Source organism: Klebsiella africana (genome assembly GCF_020526085.1).
Taxonomy (GTDB): domain Bacteria; phylum Pseudomonadota; class Gammaproteobacteria; order Enterobacterales; family Enterobacteriaceae; genus Klebsiella; species Klebsiella africana.
Genome location: NZ_CP084874.1, coordinates 4,729,648 through 4,752,750, shown reverse-complemented (window position 1 = coordinate 4,752,750; position 23,103 = coordinate 4,729,648). Strand labels below are relative to the sequence as shown.

Genomic DNA, 23,103 nt, shown 5'->3' with positions numbered 1-23,103 from the left:
GGGATGCCGATTCAGGTTCTGCCACCGCAGCTCGCCAACCAGATTGCCGCCGGCGAAGTGGTGGAAAGGCCCGCCTCGGTGGTGAAAGAGCTGGTTGAAAACAGCCTTGATGCGGGCGCCACGCGGATTGATATTGATATCGAACGCGGCGGCGCGAAGCTCATTCGCATCCGCGATAACGGCTGCGGCATCAAAAAAGACGAGCTGGCGCTGGCCCTGGCTCGCCATGCGACCAGTAAGATCGCCTCGCTTGACGATCTGGAGGCCATTATCAGCCTCGGTTTTCGCGGCGAAGCGCTGGCCAGTATCAGTTCGGTAGCGCGCTTAACGCTGACTTCGCGCACGGCGGAGCAGCAGGAAGCCTGGCAGGCGTATGCTGAAGGCCGCGATCAGGCGGTGACGGTGAAGCCGGCGGCGCACCCGGTTGGCACCACCCTGGAAGTCCTCGATCTGTTCTACAACACTCCGGCGCGGCGCAAATTCATGCGCACCGAAAAAACCGAGTTCGGCCACATTGACGAGGTGGTGCGCCGCATTGCGCTGGCACGCTTCGACGTCACCATTAACCTCAGCCATAACGGCAAGATAATGCGCCAGTATCGGGCAGTCGCTCAGGATAGCCAGCGCGAGCGGCGGCTGGGAACCATCTGTGGCGCCGCCTTCCTTGAACATGCGCTGGCGATCGAGTGGCAGCATGGCGATCTGACCCTGCGTGGCTGGGTTGCCGATCCGCTCCATACCACCCCGGCGCTGGCGGAAATTCAATATTGCTACGTTAACGGGCGGATGATGCGCGACCGCCTGATCAACCACGCTATCCGTCAGGCCTGTGAAGACAAGCTGGGGGCCGATCAGCAGCCGGCGTTTGTGCTGTATCTGGAGATCGATCCCCATCAGGTGGATGTGAACGTCCATCCGGCCAAGCATGAGGTGCGTTTCCATCAGTCACGCCTGGTGCACGACTTTATCTACCAGGGCGTATTGAGCGTACTGCAGCAGCAGCTTGACGCGCCGCTGGCGGAAAAAGACGACCCGCCGGCGCCGCGCCAGATGCCGGAGAACCGCATCGCCGCGGGCGGCAACCAGTTTGCTCGGCCATCGCCTGCCCGGGAACCGGCGGCGGGTTATGATACCCGCGCGCTGCGTGAACCTGCCGCCTCCGGCGGCGGCTATAGCGCAGGCGGCGCCAGCTGGCCCCACGCGCAGCCGGGTTATCAAAAACAGCAGGGGGCGCTTTACCGTCAACTGCTGCAAACCCCGGCGGTGGAAAAGCAGCCCGTTGCGACAGCGCCTGCGGAAAGTCTGGCAGCCCACAGCCAAAGCTTTGGCCGGGTGCTGACTATTATCGGCAGCGATTGCGCGCTGCTCGAGCGCGGCGGCACATTGGCGTTGCTGGCGCTGCCGGTGGCGGAACGGTGGCTGCGTCAGGCGCAGCTAACGCCGGGCGCGGAAGCGGTTTGCGCCCAGCCGCTGCTTATCCCGCTACGTCTTAAAGTGAGTGAAGCAGAACGTAAGGCGCTGGAAAAGGCGCAGCCGGCGCTGGCGCAATTGGGCATCGATTTACAAGCAGATGCCCAGCACGTGACGGTCCGCGCGGTCCCTTTACCCTTAAGACAACAAAATTTACAAATCTTGATTCCTGAACTGATAGGCTACCTGGCGCAGCAAAACGCATTCGACGTCGGCAATATCGCCCAATGGATGGCGCGTAATCTGACGAGCGAACAGACGTCATGGAATATGGCGCAGGCGATTGCGCTGCTGGCGGACGTTGAGCGTCTTTGCCCGCAGCTGGTGAAAGCGCCGCCGGGTGGCCTGTTACAACCTGTAGATCTCCATTCGGCGATGAATGCCCTGAAAGATGAATGATGTAACCGAGGCGAGCCTGCCCAAGGCAATTTTTTTAATGGGCCCGACGGCCTCCGGCAAAACCGCGCTGGCGATAGCCTTACGTAAAGTTTTGCCAGTAGAGTTGATTAGCGTTGATTCCGCCCTCATTTATCGGGGAATGGATATTGGCACCGCCAAACCGGATGCTGCGGAGCTTAGCGCGGCGCCGCATCGGCTGTTGGATATTTTGGATCCTGCGGAGGCCTATTCCGCGGCGGATTTTCGCCGCGATGCGCTGGCGGCGATGGCGGATATTGTCGCCGCCGGGCGAATTCCGCTGTTAGTCGGCGGAACGATGTTGTATTTCAAAGCGTTGCTGGAAGGATTGTCGCCCTTACCGTCGGCTGACCCACAGGTCAGAGCACGGATTGAGCAGCAGGCCGCAGAGCAGGGGTGGAACGCGTTACATCAGCAATTACAGGAAATTGATCCCGTGGCTGCTGCGCGTATTCATCCAAATGATCCGCAAAGGCTTTCCCGGGCACTGGAAGTTTTTTTCATTTCGGGTAAAACTTTAACGGAACTGACGCAAACGTCAGGAGACGCTCTGCCATATCAGGTGCATCAGTTCGCCATCGCCCCGGCGAGCCGTGAACTGCTCCATCAACGCATAGAACAGCGTTTTCATCAGATGTTAGCTTCAGGTTTTGAAGCAGAAGTACGGGCGCTTTTTGCCCGCGGAGATTTGCATACGGATATGCCTTCCATCCGTTGTGTTGGATACCGCCAGATGTGGTCATATCTCAATGGCGAGATCCCGTATGATGAGATGGTTTATCGAGGTGTTTGCGCCACGAGACAGTTAGCCAAACGTCAGGTCACCTGGCTGCGCGGTTGGGAAGGTGTGCACTGGTTAGACAGCGAACAACCTGAACAAGCGCTCAACAAAGTATTACAGGTTGTTGGTGCGAGCCAGAACTGAACGTGTACAATTAAACGGTATCGTGCGTAATTTTTTAAGAATCGTAAGGTTCTGAGTACAAAACAAGCATACATATAAGGAAAAGAGAGAATGGCTAAGGGGCAATCTTTACAAGATCCGTTCCTGAACGCTTTGCGTCGGGAACGCGTTCCGGTTTCTATTTATTTGGTGAATGGTATCAAGCTGCAAGGGCAAATTGAGTCTTTCGATCAGTTCGTGATCCTGTTGAAGAACACGGTCAGCCAGATGGTCTATAAGCACGCAATTTCTACTGTTGTCCCGTCTCGCCCGGTGTCTCACCACAGCAACAATGCTGGCGGCGGTTCCAGTAACTATCACCACGGTGGTAGCGCGCAGGGCTCTTCTGCGCCGCAACAAGACAGCGACGACGCCGAATAAGGCCAGTGCTGTTTTTCCACGCCGGGGAGCCAGGTTTTCTGCGTTCCCCGCTGGTATTTTATAAGGGGTTTACGCTTGTTTGACCGTTATGACGCCGGTGAGCAGGCGGTACTGGTACACATCTATTTTTCGCAAGACAAAGATATGGAAGATCTCCAGGAGTTTGAAACTCTGGCCTCTTCCGCCGGTGTCGAAGCAATGCAGGTGATTACCGGTAGCCGTAAAGCACCGCACCCGAAGTATTTTGTTGGTGAAGGTAAGGCAGTCGAAATTGCGGAAGCCGTTAAAGCGACCGGCGCGTCGGTCGTGCTCTTCGATCATGCCCTGAGTCCGGCGCAAGAACGCAACCTGGAACGCCTGTGCGAATGCCGGGTTATCGATCGCACCGGTCTTATTTTAGATATTTTCGCCCAGCGCGCGCGCACCCATGAAGGGAAACTGCAGGTCGAGCTGGCGCAGCTGCGCCATATGGCGACACGCCTTGTCCGCGGCTGGACCCACCTTGAAAGACAGAAGGGCGGGATTGGTTTGCGTGGCCCGGGTGAAACTCAGCTCGAAACCGACCGCCGTTTATTGCGTAACCGTATCATGCAGATCCTGTCGCGACTGGAAAAAGTCGAGAAACAGCGTGAGCAGGGACGACGGTCGCGCGCGAAAGCCGATATTCCTACCGTGTCGCTGGTGGGCTACACCAACGCCGGAAAATCAACGCTTTTTAACCAGATCACCGCCGCTGAGGTCTATGCCGCGAACCAGCTGTTCGCCACCCTGGACCCGACGCTGCGCCGCATTGACGTCCCTGACGTCGGCGAAACGGTACTGGCCGATACCGTCGGCTTTATTCGCCACCTGCCGCACGATCTGGTCGCGGCGTTTAAAGCGACGTTGCAGGAGACGCGTCAGGCGACGCTGCTGCTGCATGTGATTGATGCGGCGGATGTCCGCGTGCAGGAAAACATTGATGCGGTAAATACGGTTCTCGCTGAAATTGAGGCCGATGAGATCCCGGCGCTGCTGGTGATGAACAAAATCGACATGCTTGACGATTTTGAACCGCGCATCGATCGTGATGATGAAAATAAACCGATTCGGGTCTGGCTTTCAGCCCAGACCGGGGTTGGCGTACCACTGCTTTTTCAGGCATTAACGGAGCGTCTTTCCGGTGAAGTGGCCCAGCATACGCTGCGCTTACCGCCGAAAGAAGGGCGACTGAGAAGCCGTTTCTATCAGCTTCAGGCGATAGAAAAAGAGTGGATGGAGGATGACGGCAGCGTGAGTCTGCAGGTGCGCATGCCGATCGTTGACTGGCGGCGCCTCTGTAAGCAAGAGCCAACGCTTGTTGACTATGTGGTTTAACCTTGCAGCTTGCCTGAAGATATTGACCCCTGTGGGGATATCAAAAACAAATATGGAGCATATACATGGCGTGGAATCAGCCCGGTAATAACGGACAGGACCGCGACCCGTGGGGGAGCAGCAAACCTGGCGGCAACTCTGAGGGAAATGGCAATAAAGGCGGTCGCGAGCAGGGGCCGCCGGATCTGGATGATATCTTCCGCAAGTTAAGTAAAAAACTTGGCGGGCTCGGCGGCGGCAAGGGCGGCCTGGGCGGCGGCAATAGCGCGCAGGGGCCTCGCGGACCAATGGGCGGGCGTATTGTCGGCATCGTTGCCGCGGCGGCAGTGATTATCTGGGCGGCCAGCGGTTTCTATACCATTAAAGAAGCCGAGCGCGGCGTGGTCACCCGTTTTGGTAAGTTCAGCCATCTGGTTGAGCCTGGCCTGAACTGGAAACCGACCTTTATCGATAACGTTCAGGCGGTGAACGTGGAGTCGGTGCGCGAACTGGCGGCTTCCGGCGTCATGCTGACCTCTGACGAAAACGTGGTGCGCGTTGAGATGAACGTGCAGTACCGCGTCACCGATCCGGAGCGTTATCTGTTTAGCGTGACCAGCGCGGACGACAGCCTGCGTCAGGCCACCGACAGCGCGCTGCGCGGCGTGATCGGCAAATACACCATGGATCGCATCCTGACTGAAGGTCGTACCGTGATCCGTAGCGATACCCAGCGCGAGCTGGAAGAGACGATTCGCCCGTACAACATGGGTATCACTCTGCTGGACGTCAACTTCCAGACGGCACGTCCGCCGGAAGAGGTGAAGGCCGCGTTTGACGATGCCATTGCCGCGCGTGAGAACGAACAGCAGTACATTCGCGAAGCGGAAGCGTATACCAACGAAGTCCAGCCGCGGGCGAATGGTCAGGCGCAGCGTATCCTCGAAGAGGCTCGCGCCTACAAGACCCAGACCGTACTGGAAGCCCAGGGTGAAGTGGCTCGCTTTGCGAAGATCCTGCCGGAATATAAAGCCGCGCCGGAAATTACCCGCGAGCGTCTGTATATCGAAACCATGGAAAAAGTGCTGAGCCACACCCGTAAAGTGCTGGTCAATGACAGCAAAAACGGCAATCTGATGGTTCTGCCGCTGGACCAGATGCTGAAAGGCGCCGCTGCGCCGGCAGCAAAGAGCGATAGCAGTGACGCCAGCGAGCTGCTGCGCCTGCCGCCAGCATCCAGCTCAAGCAGCGCCAGCACCTCATCAACCTCGAGCTCAACCGGGGGTAGCATTATGGACCAACGCCGCGCTAACGCGCAGCGTAACGACTACCAGCGTCAGGGGGAATAACGATGCGTAAATCTGTTATCGCGATCATTGTCATCGTGCTGGTAGTGCTCTACATGTCAGTCTTTGTTGTAAAGGAAGGCGAGCGCGGTATCACGCTGCGTTTTGGTAAAGTCCTGCGCGACGACGAGAACAAGCCGCTGGTGTATGCGCCGGGCCTGCACTTCAAGATCCCGTTTATCGAATCGGTGAAGATGCTGGATGCGCGTATTCAAACCATGGACAACCAGGCTGACCGTTTCGTTACTAAAGAGAAGAAAGACCTGATCGTCGACTCCTATATTAAATGGCGTATCAGCGACTTCAGCCGTTACTACCTGGCCACCGGCGGCGGCGACGTCTCCCAGGCCGAGGTGCTGTTGAAACGTAAATTCTCGGACCGTCTGCGTTCTGAAATTGGTCGTCTGGATGTGAAAGACATCGTGACCGACTCCCGTGGTCGCCTGACCCTGGAAGTACGCGATGCGCTGAACTCGGGTTCGGCTGGTACGGAAGATGAGGTTAGCACCCCGGCGGCTGACGACGCGATCGCCAAAGCGGCAGAGCGTGTAGAAGCCGAAACCAACGGTAAAGTGCAGGTGATCAACCCGAACAGTATGGCGGCGCTGGGTATCGAAGTTGTCGACGTACGTATCAAACAGATCAACCTGCCGGCGGAAGTGTCGGAAGCGATCTACAACCGTATGCGTGCGGAGCGTGAAGCGGTTGCTCGTCGCCACCGTTCACAAGGCCAGGAAGAGGCTGAAAAACTGCGCGCGACTGCGGACTATGAAGTCACCAAGACGCTGGCGGAAGCCGAGCGCCAGGGCCGTATCCTGCGTGGTGAAGGTGATGCGGAATCCGCGAAACTGTTTGCCGACGCGTTCAGCCAGGATCCAGGCTTCTATTCCTTTATCCGTAGCCTGCGTGCCTATGAGAAGAGCTTCCAGAGTAACCAGGACGTGATGGTCCTGAGCCCGGACAGCGATTTCTTCCGCTATATGCGTTCACCGGATTCGGTGCGTAAATAAGCCGGAGAAGGTGTAAACCTGAAGTAATAATGCGAAAAGGCGCCTGAGACAGGCGCCTTTTTTCATACTGCAAGGGCGGGAATTAGTTGCCTAGCAGTTTGTTCAGCAGGCCACCAACTACCGGCAGGCTCGCCAGCGCACTTTCGATAGTACCACCGATGGTAGACCCGACGCTTTCGCCCAGGGTTTTGCCCAGATCCGGCGCCAGGTCGGCCAAATTGAGGGTGCCAATCAGCGGCAGGTTGATGCTCAGGGCATCGGTGCCCATGGTCCATGCGGCAGCGCCGACTTTGCTGCCTAAGGAAGCCAGGCCATCCTGTAACCAGCCTGCGCCGCTCACATTTTCGATTTCGAATGTGGTTAATTCTCTCATGATAATCTTCCTGATTATGTAGACGTACCGGGTTGTAGTACGCGATGGCATAGTTACAATTTAAAAAATATCCAGCAATACAATTAGTTGTGAATTTTGTTTCACCTTGCCGGTTCATAATGAAGATGAAATACGGGACAATGTGAAATGAGGGAATGAATTCACCATGCTGGCTACCGACGCCCGCGAGGGCGGCAATAATACTTTTCAATTAAGGTTGACGATGAACTCCACCATTTGGCTGGCGCTGGCGCTGGTTTTAGTACTCGAAGGGCTTGGCCCGCTGCTCTATCCTCGCGCCTGGCGCAAAATGGTCGCCAGCCTGAGCCAGCTACCGGATAATTTATTGCGCCGTTTTGGTGGCGGACTTGTGGTTGCCGGGATTGTGATCTACTACATGTTGAGGAAATCGATTGGCTGATCAAAAAGTGGTCGGATTTGCCTTATTTTGGATGCAAAAAGTGCTGTAACTCTGAAAAAGCGATGGTAAAATCCATTTTTAAGCAAACGGTGATTTTGAAAAATGGGTAACAACGTCGTCGTACTGGGCACCCAATGGGGTGACGAAGGTAAAGGGAAGATCGTCGATCTCCTGACTGAACGGGCTAAATATGTTGTGCGCTACCAGGGTGGTCACAACGCCGGCCATACTCTCGTAATCAACGGTGAAAAAACCGTTCTCCATCTTATTCCATCAGGCATTCTGCGTGAAAACGTCACCAGCATCATCGGTAACGGCGTCGTGCTGTCTCCGGCCGCGCTGATGAAAGAGATGAAGGGCCTGGAAGACCGTGGTATCCCGGTTCGCGAGCGTCTGCTGCTCTCTGAAGCCTGCCCGCTTATCCTTGACTATCACGTGGCGCTGGACGTGGCGCGTGAAAAAGCGCGTGGCGCGAAAGCGATCGGCACCACCGGTCGCGGCATTGGCCCGGCTTACGAAGATAAAGTCGCTCGTCGCGGTCTGCGCGTTGGCGATCTGTTCGATAAAGCAACCTTCGCCGATAAACTGAAAGAAGTGATGGAATATCACAACTTCCAGCTGGTGAACTTCTACAAAGCAGAAGCGGTTGACTACCAGAAAGTGCTGGACGATGTGATGGCGATTGCCGACATCCTGACCAGCATGGTGGTGGACGTATCCGACCTGCTGGATCAGGCGCGTCAGCGCGGCGACTTCGTCATGTTCGAAGGCGCGCAGGGTACGCTGCTGGATATCGACCACGGTACCTATCCGTACGTTACGTCCTCCAACACCACCGCAGGTGGCGTGGCAACCGGATCCGGCCTGGGCCCGCGTTATGTGGATTACGTTCTCGGTATCATTAAAGCGTACTCGACTCGCGTCGGTGCAGGTCCGTTCCCGACCGAGCTGTTTGATGAAACTGGCGAGTTCCTCTGCAAGCAGGGTAACGAATTCGGCGCTACCACCGGCCGTCGCCGTCGTACCGGCTGGCTGGACGCGGTTGCAGTCCGTCGCGCGGTGCAGATTAACTCCCTGTCCGGCTTCTGCCTGACTAAACTGGACGTTCTCGACGGCCTGAAAGAAGTGAAAATCTGCGTTGGCTACCGTATGCCGGATGGCCGCGAAGTGACCACCACTCCGCTGGCTGCCGATAACTGGGAAGGTATCGAGCCTATCTACGAAACCATGCCGGGCTGGTCCGAAACCACCTTCGGCGTGAAAGAGCGCAGCGGCCTGCCGCAGGCAGCCCTGAACTACATCCAGCGTATTGAAGAGCTGACTGGCGTACCGGTGGATATCATCTCTACCGGTCCAGACCGTACCGAGACCATGATTCTGCGCGATCCGTTCGACGCGTAATCACTCTCAAGGGGCGCCGTTCGGGCGCCCTTGTTTTTGCTGTTCGCCCGCCCCATTTCAAATAAATTAGCGGCCTGAGCGCTGGCTGGTTTATCATCAATAATAATGATGTCGCTCGACATACCCTGATTTCTTTTCCCTGAGGTTTATGTGCAGTTAACGAGTTTCACCGATTACGGACTACGCGCGCTGATTTATATGGCGTCGCTGCCGGCAGGACGAATGACCAGTATCTCGGAAGTGACCGAGGTCTATGGTGTCTCCCGTAATCATATGGTTAAAATAATCAATCAGTTAAGTCGCATGGGCTATGTGACTGCTGTGCGGGGGAAGAACGGGGGCATTCGCCTCGGCAAACCAGCAGCACAGATCCGCGTCGGTGACGTGGTGCGCGACCTTGAACCCTTATCGCTGGTCAACTGCAGCAGCGAGTTTTGCCACATTACACCAGCCTGTCGTCTGAAACAGGCACTAGCTGAAGCCGCGCAGAGTTTTCTCAAGGAACTGGATAACTATACGCTGGCTGATTTGGTTGAAAAGAATCAACCGCTTTATAAATTATTGCTGGTGGAGTGACGCCACTCTGCCGGAGATGACAACGGAGGAACCGATATGTCACAAGATCCATTCCAGGAACGCGAAGCTGAGAAGTACGCGAACCCAATCCCGAGCCGGGAATTTATCCTCGAACATTTAACCAAACGAGAAAAGCCTGCCAGCCGCGATGAGCTGGCCATCGAGTTAAATATCGAGGGCGAAGAGCAGACCGAAGCGCTGCGCCGCCGCCTGCGAGCGATGGAGCGCGACGGTCAGCTGGTCTTCACCCGCCGCCAGTGCTATGCGCTGCCGGAGCGCCTCGATCTCCTTAAAGGAACCGTTATTGGCCACCGCGATGGCTATGGTTTCCTGCGCGTTGAAGGGCGCAAAGACGATCTGTACCTGTCGTCAGAGCAGATGAAAACCTGTATTCACGGCGACCAGGTGCTGGCTCAGCCGCTGGGCGCGGACCGTAAGGGCCGCCGCGAAGCGCGCATCGTCCGCGTCCTGGTACCGAAAACCAGCCAGATAGTTGGCCGCTATTTCACTGACGCCGGCGTCGGCTTTGTCGTCCCGGACGACAGCCGCCTGAGCTTCGATATCCTGATCCCGCCGGAAGAGATAATGGGCGCGCGGATGGGCTACGTGGTCGTGGTGGAGCTGACCCAGCGACCGACCCGCCGCACCAAAGCGGTGGGGAAAATCGTCGAAGTGTTGGGCGACAACATGGGCACCGGCATGGCCGTCGATATGGCGCTGCGTACCCATGAAATTCCTTATGTCTGGCCGCCGGCGGTGGAAAAACAGGTTTCCGGCCTCAAAGAGCAGGTGCCGGAAGAGGCTAAGGTCGGGCGCGTCGATTTACGCTCTCTGCCGCTGGTCACTATTGATGGCGAAGATGCCCGCGATTTCGATGACGCTGTGTACTGCGAGAAGAAACGCGGCGGCGGCTGGCGCCTGTGGGTAGCCATTGCCGACGTCAGCTACTATGTGCGCCCGGGGACGCCGCTGGATGCTGAAGCACGCAGCCGTGGTACCTCGGTCTACTTCCCGTCGCAGGTGGTGCCGATGCTGCCGGAAGTGCTGTCTAACGGTCTATGCTCGCTGAACCCGCAGGTCGATCGCCTGTGCATGGTGTGCGAAATGACGATTTCGTCAAAAGGCCGTCTGACCGGCTATAAATTCTATGAAGCGGTGATGAGTTCACATGCTCGCCTGACCTACACCAAGGTCTGGCATATGCTGCAGGGTGACCAGGAGCTGCGTGAACACTACGCGCCGCTGGTGAAGCACATTGAAGAGCTGCATAACCTCTACAAGGTACTGGAGAGCGCCCGCGAAGAGCGCGGCGGTATCTCATTTGAAAGTGAAGAAGCTAAATTCATCTTCAATGCTGAACGCCGTATTGAGCGTATCGAACAGACTCAGCGTAACGATGCGCATAAGCTGATTGAAGAGTGCATGATCCTGGCGAACATCTCCGCCGCGCGCTTCGTTGAGAAGGCGCAGGAGCCGGCGCTGTTCCGTATCCATGATAAGCCAACCACCGAAGCGATTACCTCCTTCCGTACCGTGCTGGCTGAGCTGGGACTGGAGCTGCCTGGCGGCAACAAGCCGGAGCCGCGTGATTACGCCGAACTGCTAACCTCCATCGCCGATCGTCCGGATGCGGAAATGCTGCAGACGATGCTCCTGCGCTCCATGAAGCAGGCGGTCTACGATCCGGAAAACCGCGGTCACTTTGGCCTGGCGCTGCAGTCATACGCCCACTTCACCTCGCCGATTCGTCGTTACCCGGACCTGTCGCTGCACCGCGCTATCAAGTATCTGCTGGCCAAAGAGCAGGGACATAAAGGCAACAGCACCGAGACCGGCGGCTGGCACTACAGCATGGAAGAGATGCTCCAGCTGGGTCAGCACTGTTCGATGACCGAGCGCCGCGCCGACGAAGCGACGCGCGAAGTGTCTGACTGGCTGAAGTGCGACTTCATGCAGGATCAGGTGGGCAACATCTTCTCCGGCGTGATCGCCAGCGTGACCGGCTTTGGCTTCTTCGTCCGCCTGAACGATCTGTTTATCGACGGTCTGGTGCATGTTTCCAGCCTGGATAACGACTATTATCGTTTCGACCAGGTGGGCCAGCGTCTCATTGGTGAGTCCGGCGGCCAGACCTATCGCCTGGGCGACCGCGTGGAAGTCCGTGTGGAAGCGGTCAACATGGACGAGCGGAAAATCGACTTTACCCTGATCTCCAGCGAGCGTGCGCCGCGTAATGTCGGCAAGACCGCCCGTGAGAAAGCAAAAAAGAGCACCTCTGGCAAGCCGGGCGGCCGTCGCCGTCAGGTGGGTAAGCAGGTAAACTTCGAGCCGGACAGCGCTTTCCGTAAAGAGAAAGAGACTGCCCGACCGAAGAAAGAGAAAAAAGCGAAAAAACCGTCGGCGAAAACACAGAAAATCGCCGCCGCGACGAAAGCCAAGCGCGCGGCAAAGAAGAAGATCGCCGAGTGATTGACCTCCCTTCACCCTGAAGTCTGCTGGCGCAGGATGGGGTGAAGGGGGTGGATAACAGAACCTAAAACGAGTACATCAATGAGTGAAATGATTTACGGCATCCATGCGGTGCAGGCACTGCTGGAGCGCGCACCTGAGCGTTTTCAGGAAGTTTATATTCTGAAAGGCCGTGAGGATAAGCGCCTGCTGCCGCTGATCCATGCCCTGGAAGCGCAGGGCGTGGTGATTCAGTTAGCCAACCGTCAGTTTCTTGATGAGAAGAGCGAAGGCGCAGTGCATCAGGGGATCATTGCCCGCGTGAAGCCGGGACGTCAGTATCAGGAGAACGATCTGCCGGATCTGCTGGCGCAGCTCGATCAACCGTTCCTGCTGATCCTCGACGGCGTGACCGATCCGCATAACCTCGGCGCCTGCCTGCGCAGCGCCGATGCTGCCGGGGTTCACGCGGTGATTGTGCCGAAAGATCGTTCCGCACAACTGAATGCGACGGCGAAGAAGGTCGCCTGCGGCGCGGCGGAGAACGTCCCGCTGATCCGTGTCACCAACCTGGCGCGCACCTTGCGTTTGCTGCAGGAAGAGAATGTCTGGATCGTCGGAACCGCAGGGGAAGCCGACCATACGCTGTTCCAGAGCAAAATGACCGGCCCGATGGCGCTGGTGATGGGCGCGGAAGGCGAAGGCATGCGTCGCCTAACCCGCGAACACTGTGATGAGTTGATCAGCATCCCGATGGCGGGCAGCGTCTCCTCGCTGAACGTGTCGGTGGCTACCGGTATCTGTCTGTTTGAAGCAGTACGCCAGCGCAGCTAAGTTGGACCGTCGACGAATCAAAAAAAGCCATCCTCCGGGATGGCTTTTTTGTGACCGCTCTCGCGGGCGAGTATCCCCCCGGATAACCATACTTATGGCTATCGCCATTGATGGAGGGAGACACGATGCACTGGCAAACGCATACCGTTTTTAATCAACCCACCCCGCTGAATAACAGCAATCTGTTTCTGTCCGATACCGCTCTGCGTGAAGCAGTGGTCCGCGAAGGCGCTGGCTGGGATGGCGATCTGCTCGCCAGCATTGGCCAGCAGCTGGGGACCGCCGAATCGCTGGAGCTGGGACGTCTGGCCAACAGCAATCCACCGGAGCTGCTGCGCTATGATACCACCGGCGCCCGGCTGGACGACGTGCGCTTTCATCCCGCCTGGCACCTGCTGATGCAGGGGTTGTGCGCGAACCGGGTACATAATCTCGCCTGGCCGGAGGATGCCCGCGAAGGCGTATTTGTTGCCCGCGCCGCCCGCTTTCTGCTCCATGCCCAAGTGGAGGCCGGGACGTTGTGCCCGATTACTATGACCTTCGCCGCGACGCCGCTGCTGCAGCACGCCCTGCCCGCACCCTTTCGTGACTGGCTGTCGCCGCTGCTGAGCGACCGTTACGATCCCCACCTTGCGCCGGGCGGCCAGAAGCGCGGCCTGCTGATCGGCATGGGGATGACCGAGAAGCAAGGGGGATCTGATGTGCTGAGCAATACCACCCGCGCGGAGAAAACGGCGGAAGGGTTTTACCGGCTGGTGGGACACAAGTGGTTCTTCTCGGTGCCGCAGAGCGATGCTCACCTGGTGCTGGCTCAGGCTCCGACGGGGCTCTCATGTTTCTTTGTGCCGCGTCTGCTGCCCGACGGGCAGCGCAACGGCGTGCGTCTAGAACGTTTAAAAGAGAAGCTCGGCAACCGCTCCAACGCCAGCAGCGAAGTGGAGTTTTATGAGGCCTGCGGCTGGCTGGTCGGCGACGAAGGCGACGGCGTGCGGCAGATCCTCAGGATGGGCGGCCTGACCCGCTTTGACTGCGCGCTGGGCAGCCATGCCCTGATGCGTCGCGCCTTCTCGGTGGCGCTGTATCACGCGCTACAGCGTCAGGCGTTTGGTAAAAACCTTGTCGATCAACCGATGATGCGCCAGCTGCTGGGGCAAATGGCGCTCCGTCTGGAGGGGCAGACCGCGTTTCTGTTTCGCCTGGCGCGGGCCTGGGATCGTCGGGATGATGCGCGAGAAAGCGCCTGGGCGCGCTTGTTTACGCCTGCGGCTAAGTTTGCCATCTGTAAGGCCGGCATCCCGTTCGTCGCCGAGGCGATGGAGGTGCTGGGCGGCATCGGCTATTGCGAGGAGAGCGAACTCCCGCGCCTCTATCGTGAGATGCCGGTCAACAGCATCTGGGAAGGCTCCGGCAATATCATGTGCCTCGATGTGATGCGGGTGCTGAGCAAGCAGCCGGCGGCGATGGAGCTGCTGGCCGCGGAGTGTGCGGAGGTGAAAGGACAGAACCGCCATCTCGACCGCGCATGGCGTCAGCTGCAGCAATTGCTGAAACGACCCGCCGAAGAGCAGGGCAGAGAGATTGCCCAGCTGGTCTATCGTCTGGGGGCGGGGGCGCAGATGCTGCGTTTCGCTTCGCCGCCGCTGGCCGAAGCCTGGTGCCGGATGATGCTCGACACGCGCGGCGGTATGCGTCTTGATGCGCCGACCCTCGACGACCTGCTACTGCGGGCTATGGGGCGTGGGCGCCAGGCGCCTCAGGCATAAAGAATAGCCTGTACACGCCAGCTATCCGGCTGTTGTTCTTCATACATCTGAATAATGCGATACCAGGAGGCGCCTTGCTCGTCCGCTTTGCGGGCAATGGCGTGCTCCACATCCTGTTGGCTGCCGGAAAGATTAGTGACGGAGATCAGACCGATTTCATTCAAGCCAGTGACGCAATCCGCGCTGGCGAATTCGGCTGACTGCGCGGACGTGTTGGCCGTCGCAGCGGTAAACAGCAGGCTGGGTAAGGTAAAAGATCGTTTCATCGTCAGCTCCATTTCACATAGTCCCAAGGGCAGTCCGTTGCTAACGTCCTGCCAGGTGGCTGGCCGAACGTTATTATGCACAGGAGAACGTGAATGGACGCAAAGCTGTGTAAAGCAGATTTAAAGACGCCGCCTCGTCATCGACGATAGAGGATCGCCTGCGAATACCACTGGCCGGGTACCATAGTGTCATCGATCATGATGATGACGTAGTAATCGGCTTTGGCCGCTTCTGCTTTGGCCTTCAGTGCCGCTTCGACATCCATCGGCGAACCGTACATCAGTACGCTCACCGTGGCCATTTTCTGCAGGCCAGCCGTCTGGTTGCGCTGGATCTCCTGCGGATGGTCGGTGGCGGGCGGCGGGGCTACCGGCGTTCCCTGCAGAGCGCTACACCCGCTGAGGACGATAGCCAGTAACCACGGTGAAAACCTGCGCATAACCATATCTCGTTTCCTGATAGTGATAGTGTAGTGGTAGCCTTAACAGGATTTCCGGGGAATGTTCCCGAACTGTTATCTCTGACGCGATTTTCGAATGAAAATGTTGTGAAAGCGTAACCGGGTTCTCAACATTATGAATCGTAGCAAACTGGGTTGCCTGGTGAATGAATTTTCCCATGACGCCTAACCACGATAGAGAAGAGAGACGATAAATGATTGCACTAGAAATGCGCAACCTCGGCGGCGGTGAAATTTTGCATGCCTGTCCGCAGGAAAGTCTGGATAAGCCCTTGCCCTGTATCGTCTTTTATCATGGCTTTACCTCGTCGAAGCTGGTCTACAGCTACTTTGCGGTGGCGCTGGCCGAGGCAGGGTTCCGGGTGATCATGCCGGACGCGCCGGAGCATGGGGCGCGTTATCAGGGTGATGAGGCCGGGCGGATGCAGCGCTTCTGGCCGATCCTGCAGCAGAATTTCAGGGAGTTTCCTGCGCTGCGCGAGGCCATTATGGCTGAAGGATGGCTGGAGGGGGCGCGGCTGGCGGTGGCGGGCGCTTCGATGGGAGGAATGACGGCGCTGGGAATTATGACGCATCACCCCGAGTTGAACAGCGTCGCCTGTCTGATGGGGTCGGGCTATTTTCGTTCCCTGTCGCAAACCCTGTTCCCCTCGCCCGGCTTTGATGCTGATAGCCTCAGCGAGTGGGATGTCAGCCATCAGCTGGCGTCCCTGGCCCGGCGACCGCTGCTGCTCTGGCATGGCGATGCCGACGATGTGGTGCCGCCGGAAGAAACCTTTCGACTAGAGCAGGCGCTCAGGCAGACGGACCTTGCCGCCAGGCTGACCTGCGTCTGGCAAAAAGGCGTCCGCCATCGCATTACGCCAGAGGCGCTGGCTACCACGGTCGCCTTTTTTCAGCAGCATCTTTAAACGCGGATCACGCTGACGCCCTGATCCTCAAGCTGTTTGAGGATCGCGGCATCGGCCTGTTTGCCGGTGATCACTACATCAATTTGCCCGGCCTGGCTGAATAACATCCCGGCGCGCTCGCCGATCTTGCTGCTGTCGACCAGCACCGCCAGTTTGCCGACCACGTTGAGCATTTTTTGCTCGGCCATGGCGGTCAACATATCCGTTTTGTAGAGTCCTTCCGCAGTTAACCCTTTACCACTGGTAAACATCCAGTGTCCGGCATACAGGCTGTTTTCGCTACCGTGGGGGCTGAGGGTGATGGCGTGGCTGCGGTTGTACTGCCCGCCCATGATAATGACGCTGTCGTGCTCCTGGTCGATCAGATAGTTAGCCAGCGGCAGATAGTTGGTGATGATCTGCACCGGTTTGCCGCACAGTTCCCGTCCCAACAGAAAGGCGGTGGAGCCGCAGTTGATGACGATACTTTCTCCAGGGGCGATCAGCTGTGAAGCGGCGCGTGCAATACGCACTTTTTCATCCAGGTTTTGCGCCTGATGGATGTTCATTGGCGTCCAGCGGGGGCGCTGCTCGCTGATGGCTTCCGCACCATTGCGAACCTTTTTTAGTTTGCCGCTTTCGTCCAGTTTGTTGATATCACGTCGGGCCGTTGCTGGTGAAATCCCGAGCCGCGACATCACCTGCTCCACGGTAACAAACCCCGTTTGGGCGAGCAGATCCAACAAAATTTGATGCCTTTGCGCTTCCGTCATGAGCAAATCCGATTAAAAGTGAACGGCAAAGATGATATTTGAAATCCTGTGAAAATACTAACCCTGAGGCAGGGAATTTCCGGCAGACAGAGCCTGCCGGAAGTGGCTTAGAGGAAGGATTTGAACGGCAGATCCGGCTCGATGGTAAAGCAGTCGTCAAAGCCGCGCGGGTAGTGATATTCGAAATTGTCTTTATCCAGCGGCCAGGTAAATTTACCGCCGACCTGCCAGATAAACGGCTTGAAGCCGTACTTCAGACGATCCTTTTTCATCTCCCACAGAACGCGGATCTCCTGCGGATCGGCCTGAAAGTTTGACCAGATATCATGGTGGAACGGAATGACCACTTTGGCGTTGAGCGACTCTGCCATGCGCAGGATATCGGCGCTGGTCATTTTATCGGTGATGCCGCGCGGGTTCTCGCCATACGAGCCGAGGGCGACGTCAATCTGATGTTCGTTGCCGTGCTTCGCATAGTAGTTGGAGTAGTGGGAGTCGCCGCTGTGATAGAGATTGCCGCCCGGGGTTTTAAACAGATAGTTGACCGCGCGTTGGTCCATGCCGTCCGGCAGTACGCCAGCGGCTTTTTGGTCCGCCGGAAGGGTGATCAGCGCGGTGCGATCGAACGCATCGAGCGCATGGATCTCAATGTCTTTGATCTTCACAACATCGCCAGGTTTCATCACGATACAGCGCTCTTTCGGCACGCCCCAACCGATCCACAGGTCGACGCAGGTCTTTGGTCCAATAAAGGGAACATCGGCCGGGCAGTTCTGCATGACGGCGGCGGCGACGTTAACGTCAATATGATCGTTGTGATCGTGAGTCGCCAGTACAGCGTCGATCTGGCGAATAGCGAATGGATCCAGCACGAACGGCGTGGTGCGCAGGTTAGGCTGTAATTTTTTCACGCCTGCCATTCGCTGCATCTGGTGGCCGGTTTTCATTAGGGGATTACCGTGGCTTTGTTTACCGGTGCCGCACCAGAAATCGACGCAGACGTTGGCACCGCCTTCTGATTTTAACCAGATGCCGGTACAGCCGAGCCACCACATGGCGAAGGTGCCGGGCGCAACTTGCTCCTGCTCAATTTCCTCATTCAGCCAGCTACCCCATTCCGGAAAGGTATTCAGGATCCATGATTCACGGGTGATGGTCTGTACTTTACTCATCGTGGTCTTCCTCATGCATTTTCAAAAGTAATCAATATTTGATTGGTTTTGATTTATGTTGTCACCGTATTTTCAAAAATGCAATCCTGTTTTCCCGCGGTTATGTGAGGCGTTGCGCAAAAACTGGCTATCAAGCACCTGGCGTACATGCAAGGGTTTGAATTTATCTGGCTGATTTAAAAATGTTTATTTATGTTTCTATGTAAATGATTAGTCATAACCATGATGAAAGAGGGATTATTGCGGCGTGCGTCACATTTAATCAAATTCAATCTTGTTGTGATTATTTTTGATTATTAGAGTGGGCTGCAAGAAATGCTGAGCGTAAAGCGCGTTCAGCGCCTTCACCATCGGGAGTGTGTTATGGCAATCCTCTACAACATCTTTACCGTTTTCTTTAATCAGGTGATGACCAATGCCCCGCTGCTGCTGGGTATCGTGACCTGTCTGGGCTATATCCTGCTGCGTAAAAGCGTTAGCGTGATTATCAAAGGCACCATCAAAACCATTATTGGTTTCATGCTGTTACAAGCCGGTTCCGGCATCCTCACCAGCACCTTTAAGCCGGTGGTGGCGAAAATGTCAGAGGTGTACGGCATCAATGGCGCGATTTCCGACACCTACGCCTCAATGATGGCGACCATTGACCGGATGGGCGAGGCGTACAGCTGGGTGGGATACGCGGTGCTTCTGGCGCTGGCACTTAACATCTGTTACGTCCTGCTGCGCCGAATTACCGGTATTCGCACCATCATGCTCACCGGACACATCATGTTTCAGCAGGCGGGGCTGATCGCCGTCTCGTTCTTTATCTTTGGTTACGGGATGTGGACGACCATTATCTGCACTGCGGTGCTGGTCTCCCTGTACTGGGGGATCACCTCCAACATGATGTATAAGCCGACTCAGTTGGTCACCGACGGCTGCGGCTTCTCCATCGGTCACCAGCAGCAGTTTGCTTCGTGGATAGCCTACAAAGTGGCGCCTTATCTGGGCAAAAAAGAGGAGAGCGTCGAAGACCTTAAGCTCCCCGGCTGGCTGAATATCTTCCACGACAACATCGTCTCCACCGCGATTGTGATGACCATTTTCTTCGGCGCCATCCTGCTCTCCTTTGGCCTCGATGTCGTACAGGCGATGGCGGGGAAAACCCACTGGACGGTCTATATCCTGCAGACCGGTTTCTCCTTCGCGGTGGCCATTTTCATCATTACCCAAGGGGTGCGGATGTTCGTCGCCGAGCTGTCCGAAGCCTTCAACGGTATCTCGCAGCGCCTGATCCCCGGCGCGGTGCTGGCGATTGACTGTGCCGCAATCTATAGCTTTGCGCCGAACGCGGTGGTGTGGGGATTTATGTGGGGCACCATCGGCCAGCTGATTGCCGTCGGTATTCTGGTTGGCATCGGCTCTTCAATTCTGATTATTCCGGGCTTTATCCCGATGTTCTTCTCCAACGCGACGATTGGCGTCTTTGCCAACCACTTCGGCGGCTGGCGCGCGGCGCTCAAGATCTGTCTGGTGATGGGCATGGTTGAAATCTTCGGCTGCGTGTGGGCGGTGAAACTCACCGGTATGAGCGCCTGGATGGGGATGGCGGACTGGTCGATTCTGGCGCCGCCGATGATGCAGGGCTTCGCCTCCATCGGGCTGGCGTTTATGGCCGTCATCATCTTGATTGCACTCGCTTATATGTTCTTCGCCGGCCGCGCGCTGCGCGCCGAGGAAGATGCGGAAAAACAACTGGCAGAGGCCTCTGCCCAATAAGGAGTTCTGATTATGACCGTACGTATTCTGGCTGTGTGTGGTAACGGGCAAGGAAGTTCCATGATCATGAAAATGAAGGTGGACCAGTTCCTGACGCAATCCAATATCGACCACACGGTAAATAGCTGCGCGGTAGGGGAATACAAAAGCGAACTGAACGGCGCGGATATCATCATCGCTTCAACCCATATCGCGGGTGAAATTACCGTCACTGGCAATAAATATGTAGTGGGCGTGCGCAATATGCTTTCGCCGGCGGATTTTGGCCCAAAACTGCTGGAGGTGATTAAAGCCCACTTCCCGCAGGATGTGAAATAAGGAGCGGCCATGAAACTCCATGATTCCCTGGCGCAGAACCACTCCATTCGCCTGCAGGCGGAAGCGGAGACCTGGCAGGAGGCGGTGAAAATCGGTGTCGATTTGCTGGTGGCCGCTGATGTGGTTGAACCCCGCTACTACCAGGCCATTCTCGACGGCGTCGCGCAACACGGGCCCTATTTTGTGATCGCTCCCGGGTTGGCGATGCCGCACGGCCGGCCGGAAGAGGGCGTCAAGAAAACCGGCTTTGCGCTGGTCACGCTAAAAAAACCGCTGATTTTCAATCATGAAGATAACGACCCGGTCGACATTCTGATCACCATGGCGGCGGTTGACGCCACCACCCACCAGGAGGTGGGCATCATGCAGATCGTTAACCTGTTTGATGACGAAGCTAATTTCGACCGTTTACGTGCCTGCCGCACCGAGCAGGAAGTGCTGGATTTAATCAAAAACGCCACCGCGGCGGCTGTTTAAAAGGAACACCATCATGTCATTACCTATGTTACAGGTCGCTCTGGACAACCAAACGCTGGCCAGCGCCTATGAAACGACCCGTCTGATCGCCGAAGAGGTGGATATCATTGAAGTCGGCACTATTCTCTGCGTCGGCGAAGGGGTGCGCGCGGTACGCGATCTGAAAGCGCTGTACCCGCATAAAATCGTGTTGGCGGACGCCAAAATCGCCGATGCCGGCAAAATCCTGTCGCGGATGTGCTTTGAAGCCAACGCCGACTGGGTGACCGTGATCTGCTGCGCCGATATCAACACCGCCAAAGGGGCACTGGATGTCGCCAAAGAGTTTAACGGCGATGTACAAATTGAGCTGACCGGTTTCTGGACCTGGGAGCAGGCGCAGGCGTGGCGTGAAGCCGGCATTCAGCAAGTGGTCTATCACCGCAGCCGCGATGCGCAGGCGGCAGGCGTGGCATGGAGTGAGGCGGATATCAGCGCGATTAAGCGTCTGTCTGATATGGGCTTCAAAGTGACCGTCACCGGCGGTCTGGCGCTGGAAGACCTGCCGCTGTTCGCCGGGATCCCTATCCATGTCTTTATTGCCGGACGCAGCATCCGCGATGCCGCCTCGCCTGTGGAAGCGGCGCGCCAGTTTAAACGCTCTATCGCCCAACTGTGGGGCTAAGGAGCGGCTATGTTGGTGAAATCCATTCCGCTCGGCATCTATGAAAAAGCCCTCCCCGCCGGGGAGGGCTGGCTGGAGCGGCTAAAGCTTGCAAAAACGCTGGGCTTTGATTTCGTTGAGATGTCTCTCGATGAAACGGACGCTCGCCTTGCGCGGCTGGACTGGAGTCCCGAGCAGCGTCTGGCGCTGGTCAAGGCGGTGGCCGAAACCGGCGTCCGGGTACCGTCAATGTGCCTTAGCGCCCATCGTCGTTTTCCGCTGGGTAGCGAAGACGACGCGGTGCGACATCAGGGGCTGGAGATCATGCGTAAAGCCATCCGCCTGGCTCAGGATGTGGGGATCCGCGTTATCCAGCTGGCAGGCTACGACGTCTATTACCAGCAGGCGAACGATGAGACGCGCCGCCGCTTTCGCGACGGCCTGAAAGAGAGCGTCGGGATGGCCAGCCGAGCCCAGGTAACCCTGGCGATGGAGATCATGGACTATCCGCTGATGAACTCGATCAGTAAAGCGCTGGGCTATGCCCATTACCTGAATAATCCGTGGTTCCAGCTGTACCCTGATCTTGGCAATCTGTCGGCGTGGGATAACGACGTCCAGATGGAACTGAAGGCGGGGACGGGGCACATCGTGGCGGTACACGTCAAAGACACGAAGCCCGGCGTCTTTAAAAACGTGCCGTTCGGCGAAGGAGTGGTCGATTTTGAACGCTGCTTCGAAACGCTCAAGCAGACCGGCTACTGCGGACCGTATCTGATTGAGATGTGGAGCGAAACCAGCGCTGACCCGCTGGCGGAGGTGGCGAAGGCGCGTGACTGGGTGAAGGCGCGGATGGCCCGCGCCGGGCTGATGGAGGCGGCATAATGCGACAGCTGAAACAGCAGGTATTCGAGGCCAATATGGATCTGCCGCGCTACGGCCTGGTGACCTTCACCTGGGGCAACGTCAGCGCCATCGACCGGCAGCGGGGGCTGGTGGTGATTAAGCCCAGCGGCGTCGCCTACGAATCAATGACCGTCGAGGATATGACGGTAGTCGATCTTGAGGGCAACGTGGTGGATGGGCGTTGGCGTCCTTCCTCTGATACCGCCACCCATCTGGCGCTCTATCGCCGCTATCCCGACCTTGGCGGAGTGGTGCATACCCACTCGACGCATGCCACCGCCTGGGCGCAGGCGGGGCTGGCGATCCCGGCGCTCGGCACCACCCATGCGGACTACTTCTTCGGTGATATCCCCTGCACTCGCGCGCTTAGCGCACAGGAGGTGGACGAAGCCTACGAGCTGAACACCGGGCAGGTGATTATTGAAACGCTGGGTGAGGCCAATCCGCTGCATACCCCGGGGATCGTCGTCTATCAGCACGGGCCATTTGCCTGGGGCAAAGACGCCCACGAGGCGGTACACAACGCGGTGGTGATGGAAGAGGTAGCGCGCATGGCGTGGATTGCCCGCGGTATTAATCCGCAGTTGCAGCCAATCGACAGCTGGCTGATGGAAAAGCATTTTCTGCGTAAACACGGGCCAAACGCCTATTACGGGCAGAAGTAAGCAGCGCGCTCCGGGGCTTTCACCCCTCATGGTGAAGCAACTGGTCTGGC

At 57.2% G+C, this 23,103-nt stretch carries 24 protein-coding genes; 19 read left to right on the top strand and 5 right to left on the bottom strand.

Going from position 1 to position 23,103, the window contains the following annotated elements; all coding sequences use genetic code 11:
- The first annotated feature begins 3 nt into the window (after positions 1-3).
- The 6 genes from mutL (at position 4) to hflC (ending at position 6,902) form a co-directional block, all read left to right on the top strand.
- Positions 4-1,869: a DNA mismatch repair endonuclease MutL gene (gene mutL / locus LGL98_RS22845; RefSeq protein WP_136030981.1), complete on the top strand. Its 1,866-nt coding sequence runs from the start codon at positions 4-6 to the stop codon at positions 1,867-1,869.
- Positions 1,862-2,812, top strand: a complete 951-nt coding sequence (miaA, locus tag LGL98_RS22840) for a tRNA (adenosine(37)-N6)-dimethylallyltransferase MiaA (protein WP_136030979.1) — start codon at positions 1,862-1,864, stop codon at positions 2,810-2,812. The genes mutL and miaA overlap by 8 nt, the downstream gene beginning before the upstream one ends.
- A 90-nt stretch (positions 2,813-2,902) precedes the next feature.
- A complete protein-coding gene (hfq, locus tag LGL98_RS22835; protein ID WP_002885659.1) occupies positions 2,903-3,211 on the top strand; it encodes an RNA chaperone Hfq in 309 nt (102 codons plus the stop codon).
- 75 nt (positions 3,212-3,286) lie between these two features.
- Complete coding sequence (gene hflX, locus LGL98_RS22830; protein WP_004146725.1) at positions 3,287-4,567, top strand: ribosome rescue GTPase HflX; 1,281 nt, start codon at positions 3,287-3,289, stop codon at positions 4,565-4,567.
- A 65-nt stretch (positions 4,568-4,632) separates the two neighbouring features.
- Positions 4,633-5,895: an FtsH protease activity modulator HflK gene (gene hflK, locus LGL98_RS22825; RefSeq protein WP_136030977.1), complete on the top strand. Its 1,263-nt coding sequence runs from the start codon at positions 4,633-4,635 to the stop codon at positions 5,893-5,895.
- A gap of 2 nt (positions 5,896-5,897) precedes the next feature.
- Positions 5,898-6,902: a protease modulator HflC gene (hflC, locus tag LGL98_RS22820; RefSeq protein WP_004192484.1), complete on the top strand. Its 1,005-nt coding sequence runs from the start codon at positions 5,898-5,900 to the stop codon at positions 6,900-6,902.
- 82 nt (positions 6,903-6,984) lie between these two features.
- Here hflC and LGL98_RS22815 read toward each other — a convergent pair whose 3' ends face one another.
- Entirely contained in the window at positions 6,985-7,275 is a 291-nt protein-coding gene (locus LGL98_RS22815) for a hypothetical protein (protein ID WP_136030975.1), read from the bottom strand.
- 223 nt (positions 7,276-7,498) lie between these two features.
- On the opposite strand from LGL98_RS22815, the gene LGL98_RS22810 reads away from it, so the two are divergent.
- The 6 genes from LGL98_RS22810 to LGL98_RS22785 all read left to right on the top strand — a co-directional run bounded on the left by LGL98_RS22810 (position 7,499) and on the right by LGL98_RS22785 (position 14,718).
- Positions 7,499-7,696, top strand: coding sequence for a DUF2065 domain-containing protein (locus LGL98_RS22810; protein WP_002885664.1), 198 nt, complete (start codon positions 7,499-7,501; stop codon positions 7,694-7,696).
- A 102-nt stretch (positions 7,697-7,798) separates the two neighbouring features.
- Positions 7,799-9,097: an adenylosuccinate synthase gene (locus tag LGL98_RS22805; RefSeq protein ID WP_002885665.1), complete on the top strand. Its 1,299-nt coding sequence runs from the start codon at positions 7,799-7,801 to the stop codon at positions 9,095-9,097.
- 150 nt (positions 9,098-9,247) lie between these two features.
- Positions 9,248-9,673, top strand: coding sequence for a nitric oxide-sensing transcriptional repressor NsrR (gene nsrR / locus LGL98_RS22800; RefSeq protein WP_136030974.1), 426 nt, complete (start codon positions 9,248-9,250; stop codon positions 9,671-9,673).
- 36 nt (positions 9,674-9,709) lie between these two features.
- A complete protein-coding gene (gene rnr / locus LGL98_RS22795) occupies positions 9,710-12,142 on the top strand; it encodes a ribonuclease R (protein WP_004192475.1) in 2,433 nt (810 codons plus the stop codon).
- A gap of 81 nt (positions 12,143-12,223) precedes the next feature.
- A complete protein-coding gene (rlmB, locus tag LGL98_RS22790; protein ID WP_136030972.1) occupies positions 12,224-12,955 on the top strand; it encodes a 23S rRNA (guanosine(2251)-2'-O)-methyltransferase RlmB in 732 nt (243 codons plus the stop codon).
- 125 nt (positions 12,956-13,080) lie between these two features.
- Complete coding sequence (locus LGL98_RS22785; RefSeq protein WP_136030970.1) at positions 13,081-14,718, top strand: isovaleryl-CoA dehydrogenase; 1,638 nt, start codon at positions 13,081-13,083, stop codon at positions 14,716-14,718.
- Here LGL98_RS22785 and yjfN read toward each other — a convergent pair.
- A complete protein-coding gene (gene yjfN, locus LGL98_RS22780) occupies positions 14,709-14,984 on the bottom strand; it encodes a DUF1471 family protease activator YjfN (protein WP_008807186.1) in 276 nt (91 codons plus the stop codon). The genes LGL98_RS22785 and yjfN overlap by 10 nt on opposite strands.
- A 137-nt stretch (positions 14,985-15,121) precedes the next feature.
- Positions 15,122-15,430, bottom strand: a complete 309-nt coding sequence (gene bsmA / locus LGL98_RS22775) for a biofilm peroxide resistance protein BsmA (protein ID WP_136030968.1) — start codon at positions 15,428-15,430, stop codon at positions 15,122-15,124.
- A gap of 209 nt (positions 15,431-15,639) precedes the next feature.
- On the opposite strand from bsmA, the gene yjfP reads away from it, so the two are divergent.
- Entirely contained in the window at positions 15,640-16,356 is a 717-nt protein-coding gene (yjfP, locus tag LGL98_RS22770) for an esterase (protein WP_136030966.1), read from the top strand.
- Here yjfP and ulaR read toward each other — a convergent pair.
- Entirely contained in the window at positions 16,353-17,108 is a 756-nt protein-coding gene (ulaR, locus tag LGL98_RS22765; RefSeq protein WP_004177697.1) for an HTH-type transcriptional regulator UlaR, read from the bottom strand. The two genes, yjfP and ulaR, sit on opposite strands and share 4 nt — an antisense overlap.
- Positions 17,109-17,215: 107 nt before the next feature.
- The gene (gene ulaG, locus LGL98_RS22760) at positions 17,216-18,280 is read right to left on the bottom strand and encodes an L-ascorbate 6-phosphate lactonase (RefSeq protein ID WP_136030964.1); all 1,065 of its coding nucleotides are present in this window, start codon (positions 18,278-18,280) and stop codon (positions 17,216-17,218) included.
- Positions 18,281-18,643: 363 nt separating this feature from the next.
- On the opposite strand from ulaG, the gene ulaA reads away from it, so the two are divergent.
- From ulaA to LGL98_RS22730, 6 genes are read left to right on the top strand one after another with little or no spacing between them, the layout of a single operon-like run.
- Positions 18,644-20,044: a PTS ascorbate transporter subunit IIC gene (ulaA, locus tag LGL98_RS22755; RefSeq protein ID WP_136030962.1), complete on the top strand. Its 1,401-nt coding sequence runs from the start codon at positions 18,644-18,646 to the stop codon at positions 20,042-20,044.
- A 12-nt stretch (positions 20,045-20,056) separates the two neighbouring features.
- Positions 20,057-20,362, top strand: coding sequence for a PTS ascorbate transporter subunit IIB (gene ulaB / locus LGL98_RS22750; RefSeq protein WP_001577590.1), 306 nt, complete (start codon positions 20,057-20,059; stop codon positions 20,360-20,362).
- Between the two features lie 9 nt (positions 20,363-20,371).
- Complete coding sequence (gene ulaC / locus LGL98_RS22745; protein ID WP_047667281.1) at positions 20,372-20,839, top strand: PTS ascorbate transporter subunit IIA; 468 nt, start codon at positions 20,372-20,374, stop codon at positions 20,837-20,839.
- Between the two features lie 13 nt (positions 20,840-20,852).
- The gene (gene ulaD / locus LGL98_RS22740) at positions 20,853-21,503 is read left to right on the top strand and encodes a 3-keto-L-gulonate-6-phosphate decarboxylase UlaD (protein WP_008807179.1); all 651 of its coding nucleotides are present in this window, start codon (positions 20,853-20,855) and stop codon (positions 21,501-21,503) included.
- Positions 21,504-21,512: 9 nt separating this feature from the next.
- Positions 21,513-22,367, top strand: coding sequence for an L-ribulose-5-phosphate 3-epimerase (locus LGL98_RS22735; RefSeq protein ID WP_136030960.1), 855 nt, complete (start codon positions 21,513-21,515; stop codon positions 22,365-22,367).
- On the top strand, positions 22,367-23,053 hold the full coding sequence (locus tag LGL98_RS22730) for an L-ribulose-5-phosphate 4-epimerase (RefSeq protein WP_136030958.1): 687 nt from the start codon (positions 22,367-22,369) through the stop codon (positions 23,051-23,053). The genes LGL98_RS22735 and LGL98_RS22730 overlap by 1 nt, the downstream gene beginning before the upstream one ends.
- The last annotated feature ends 50 nt before the right edge of the window (positions 23,054-23,103 follow it).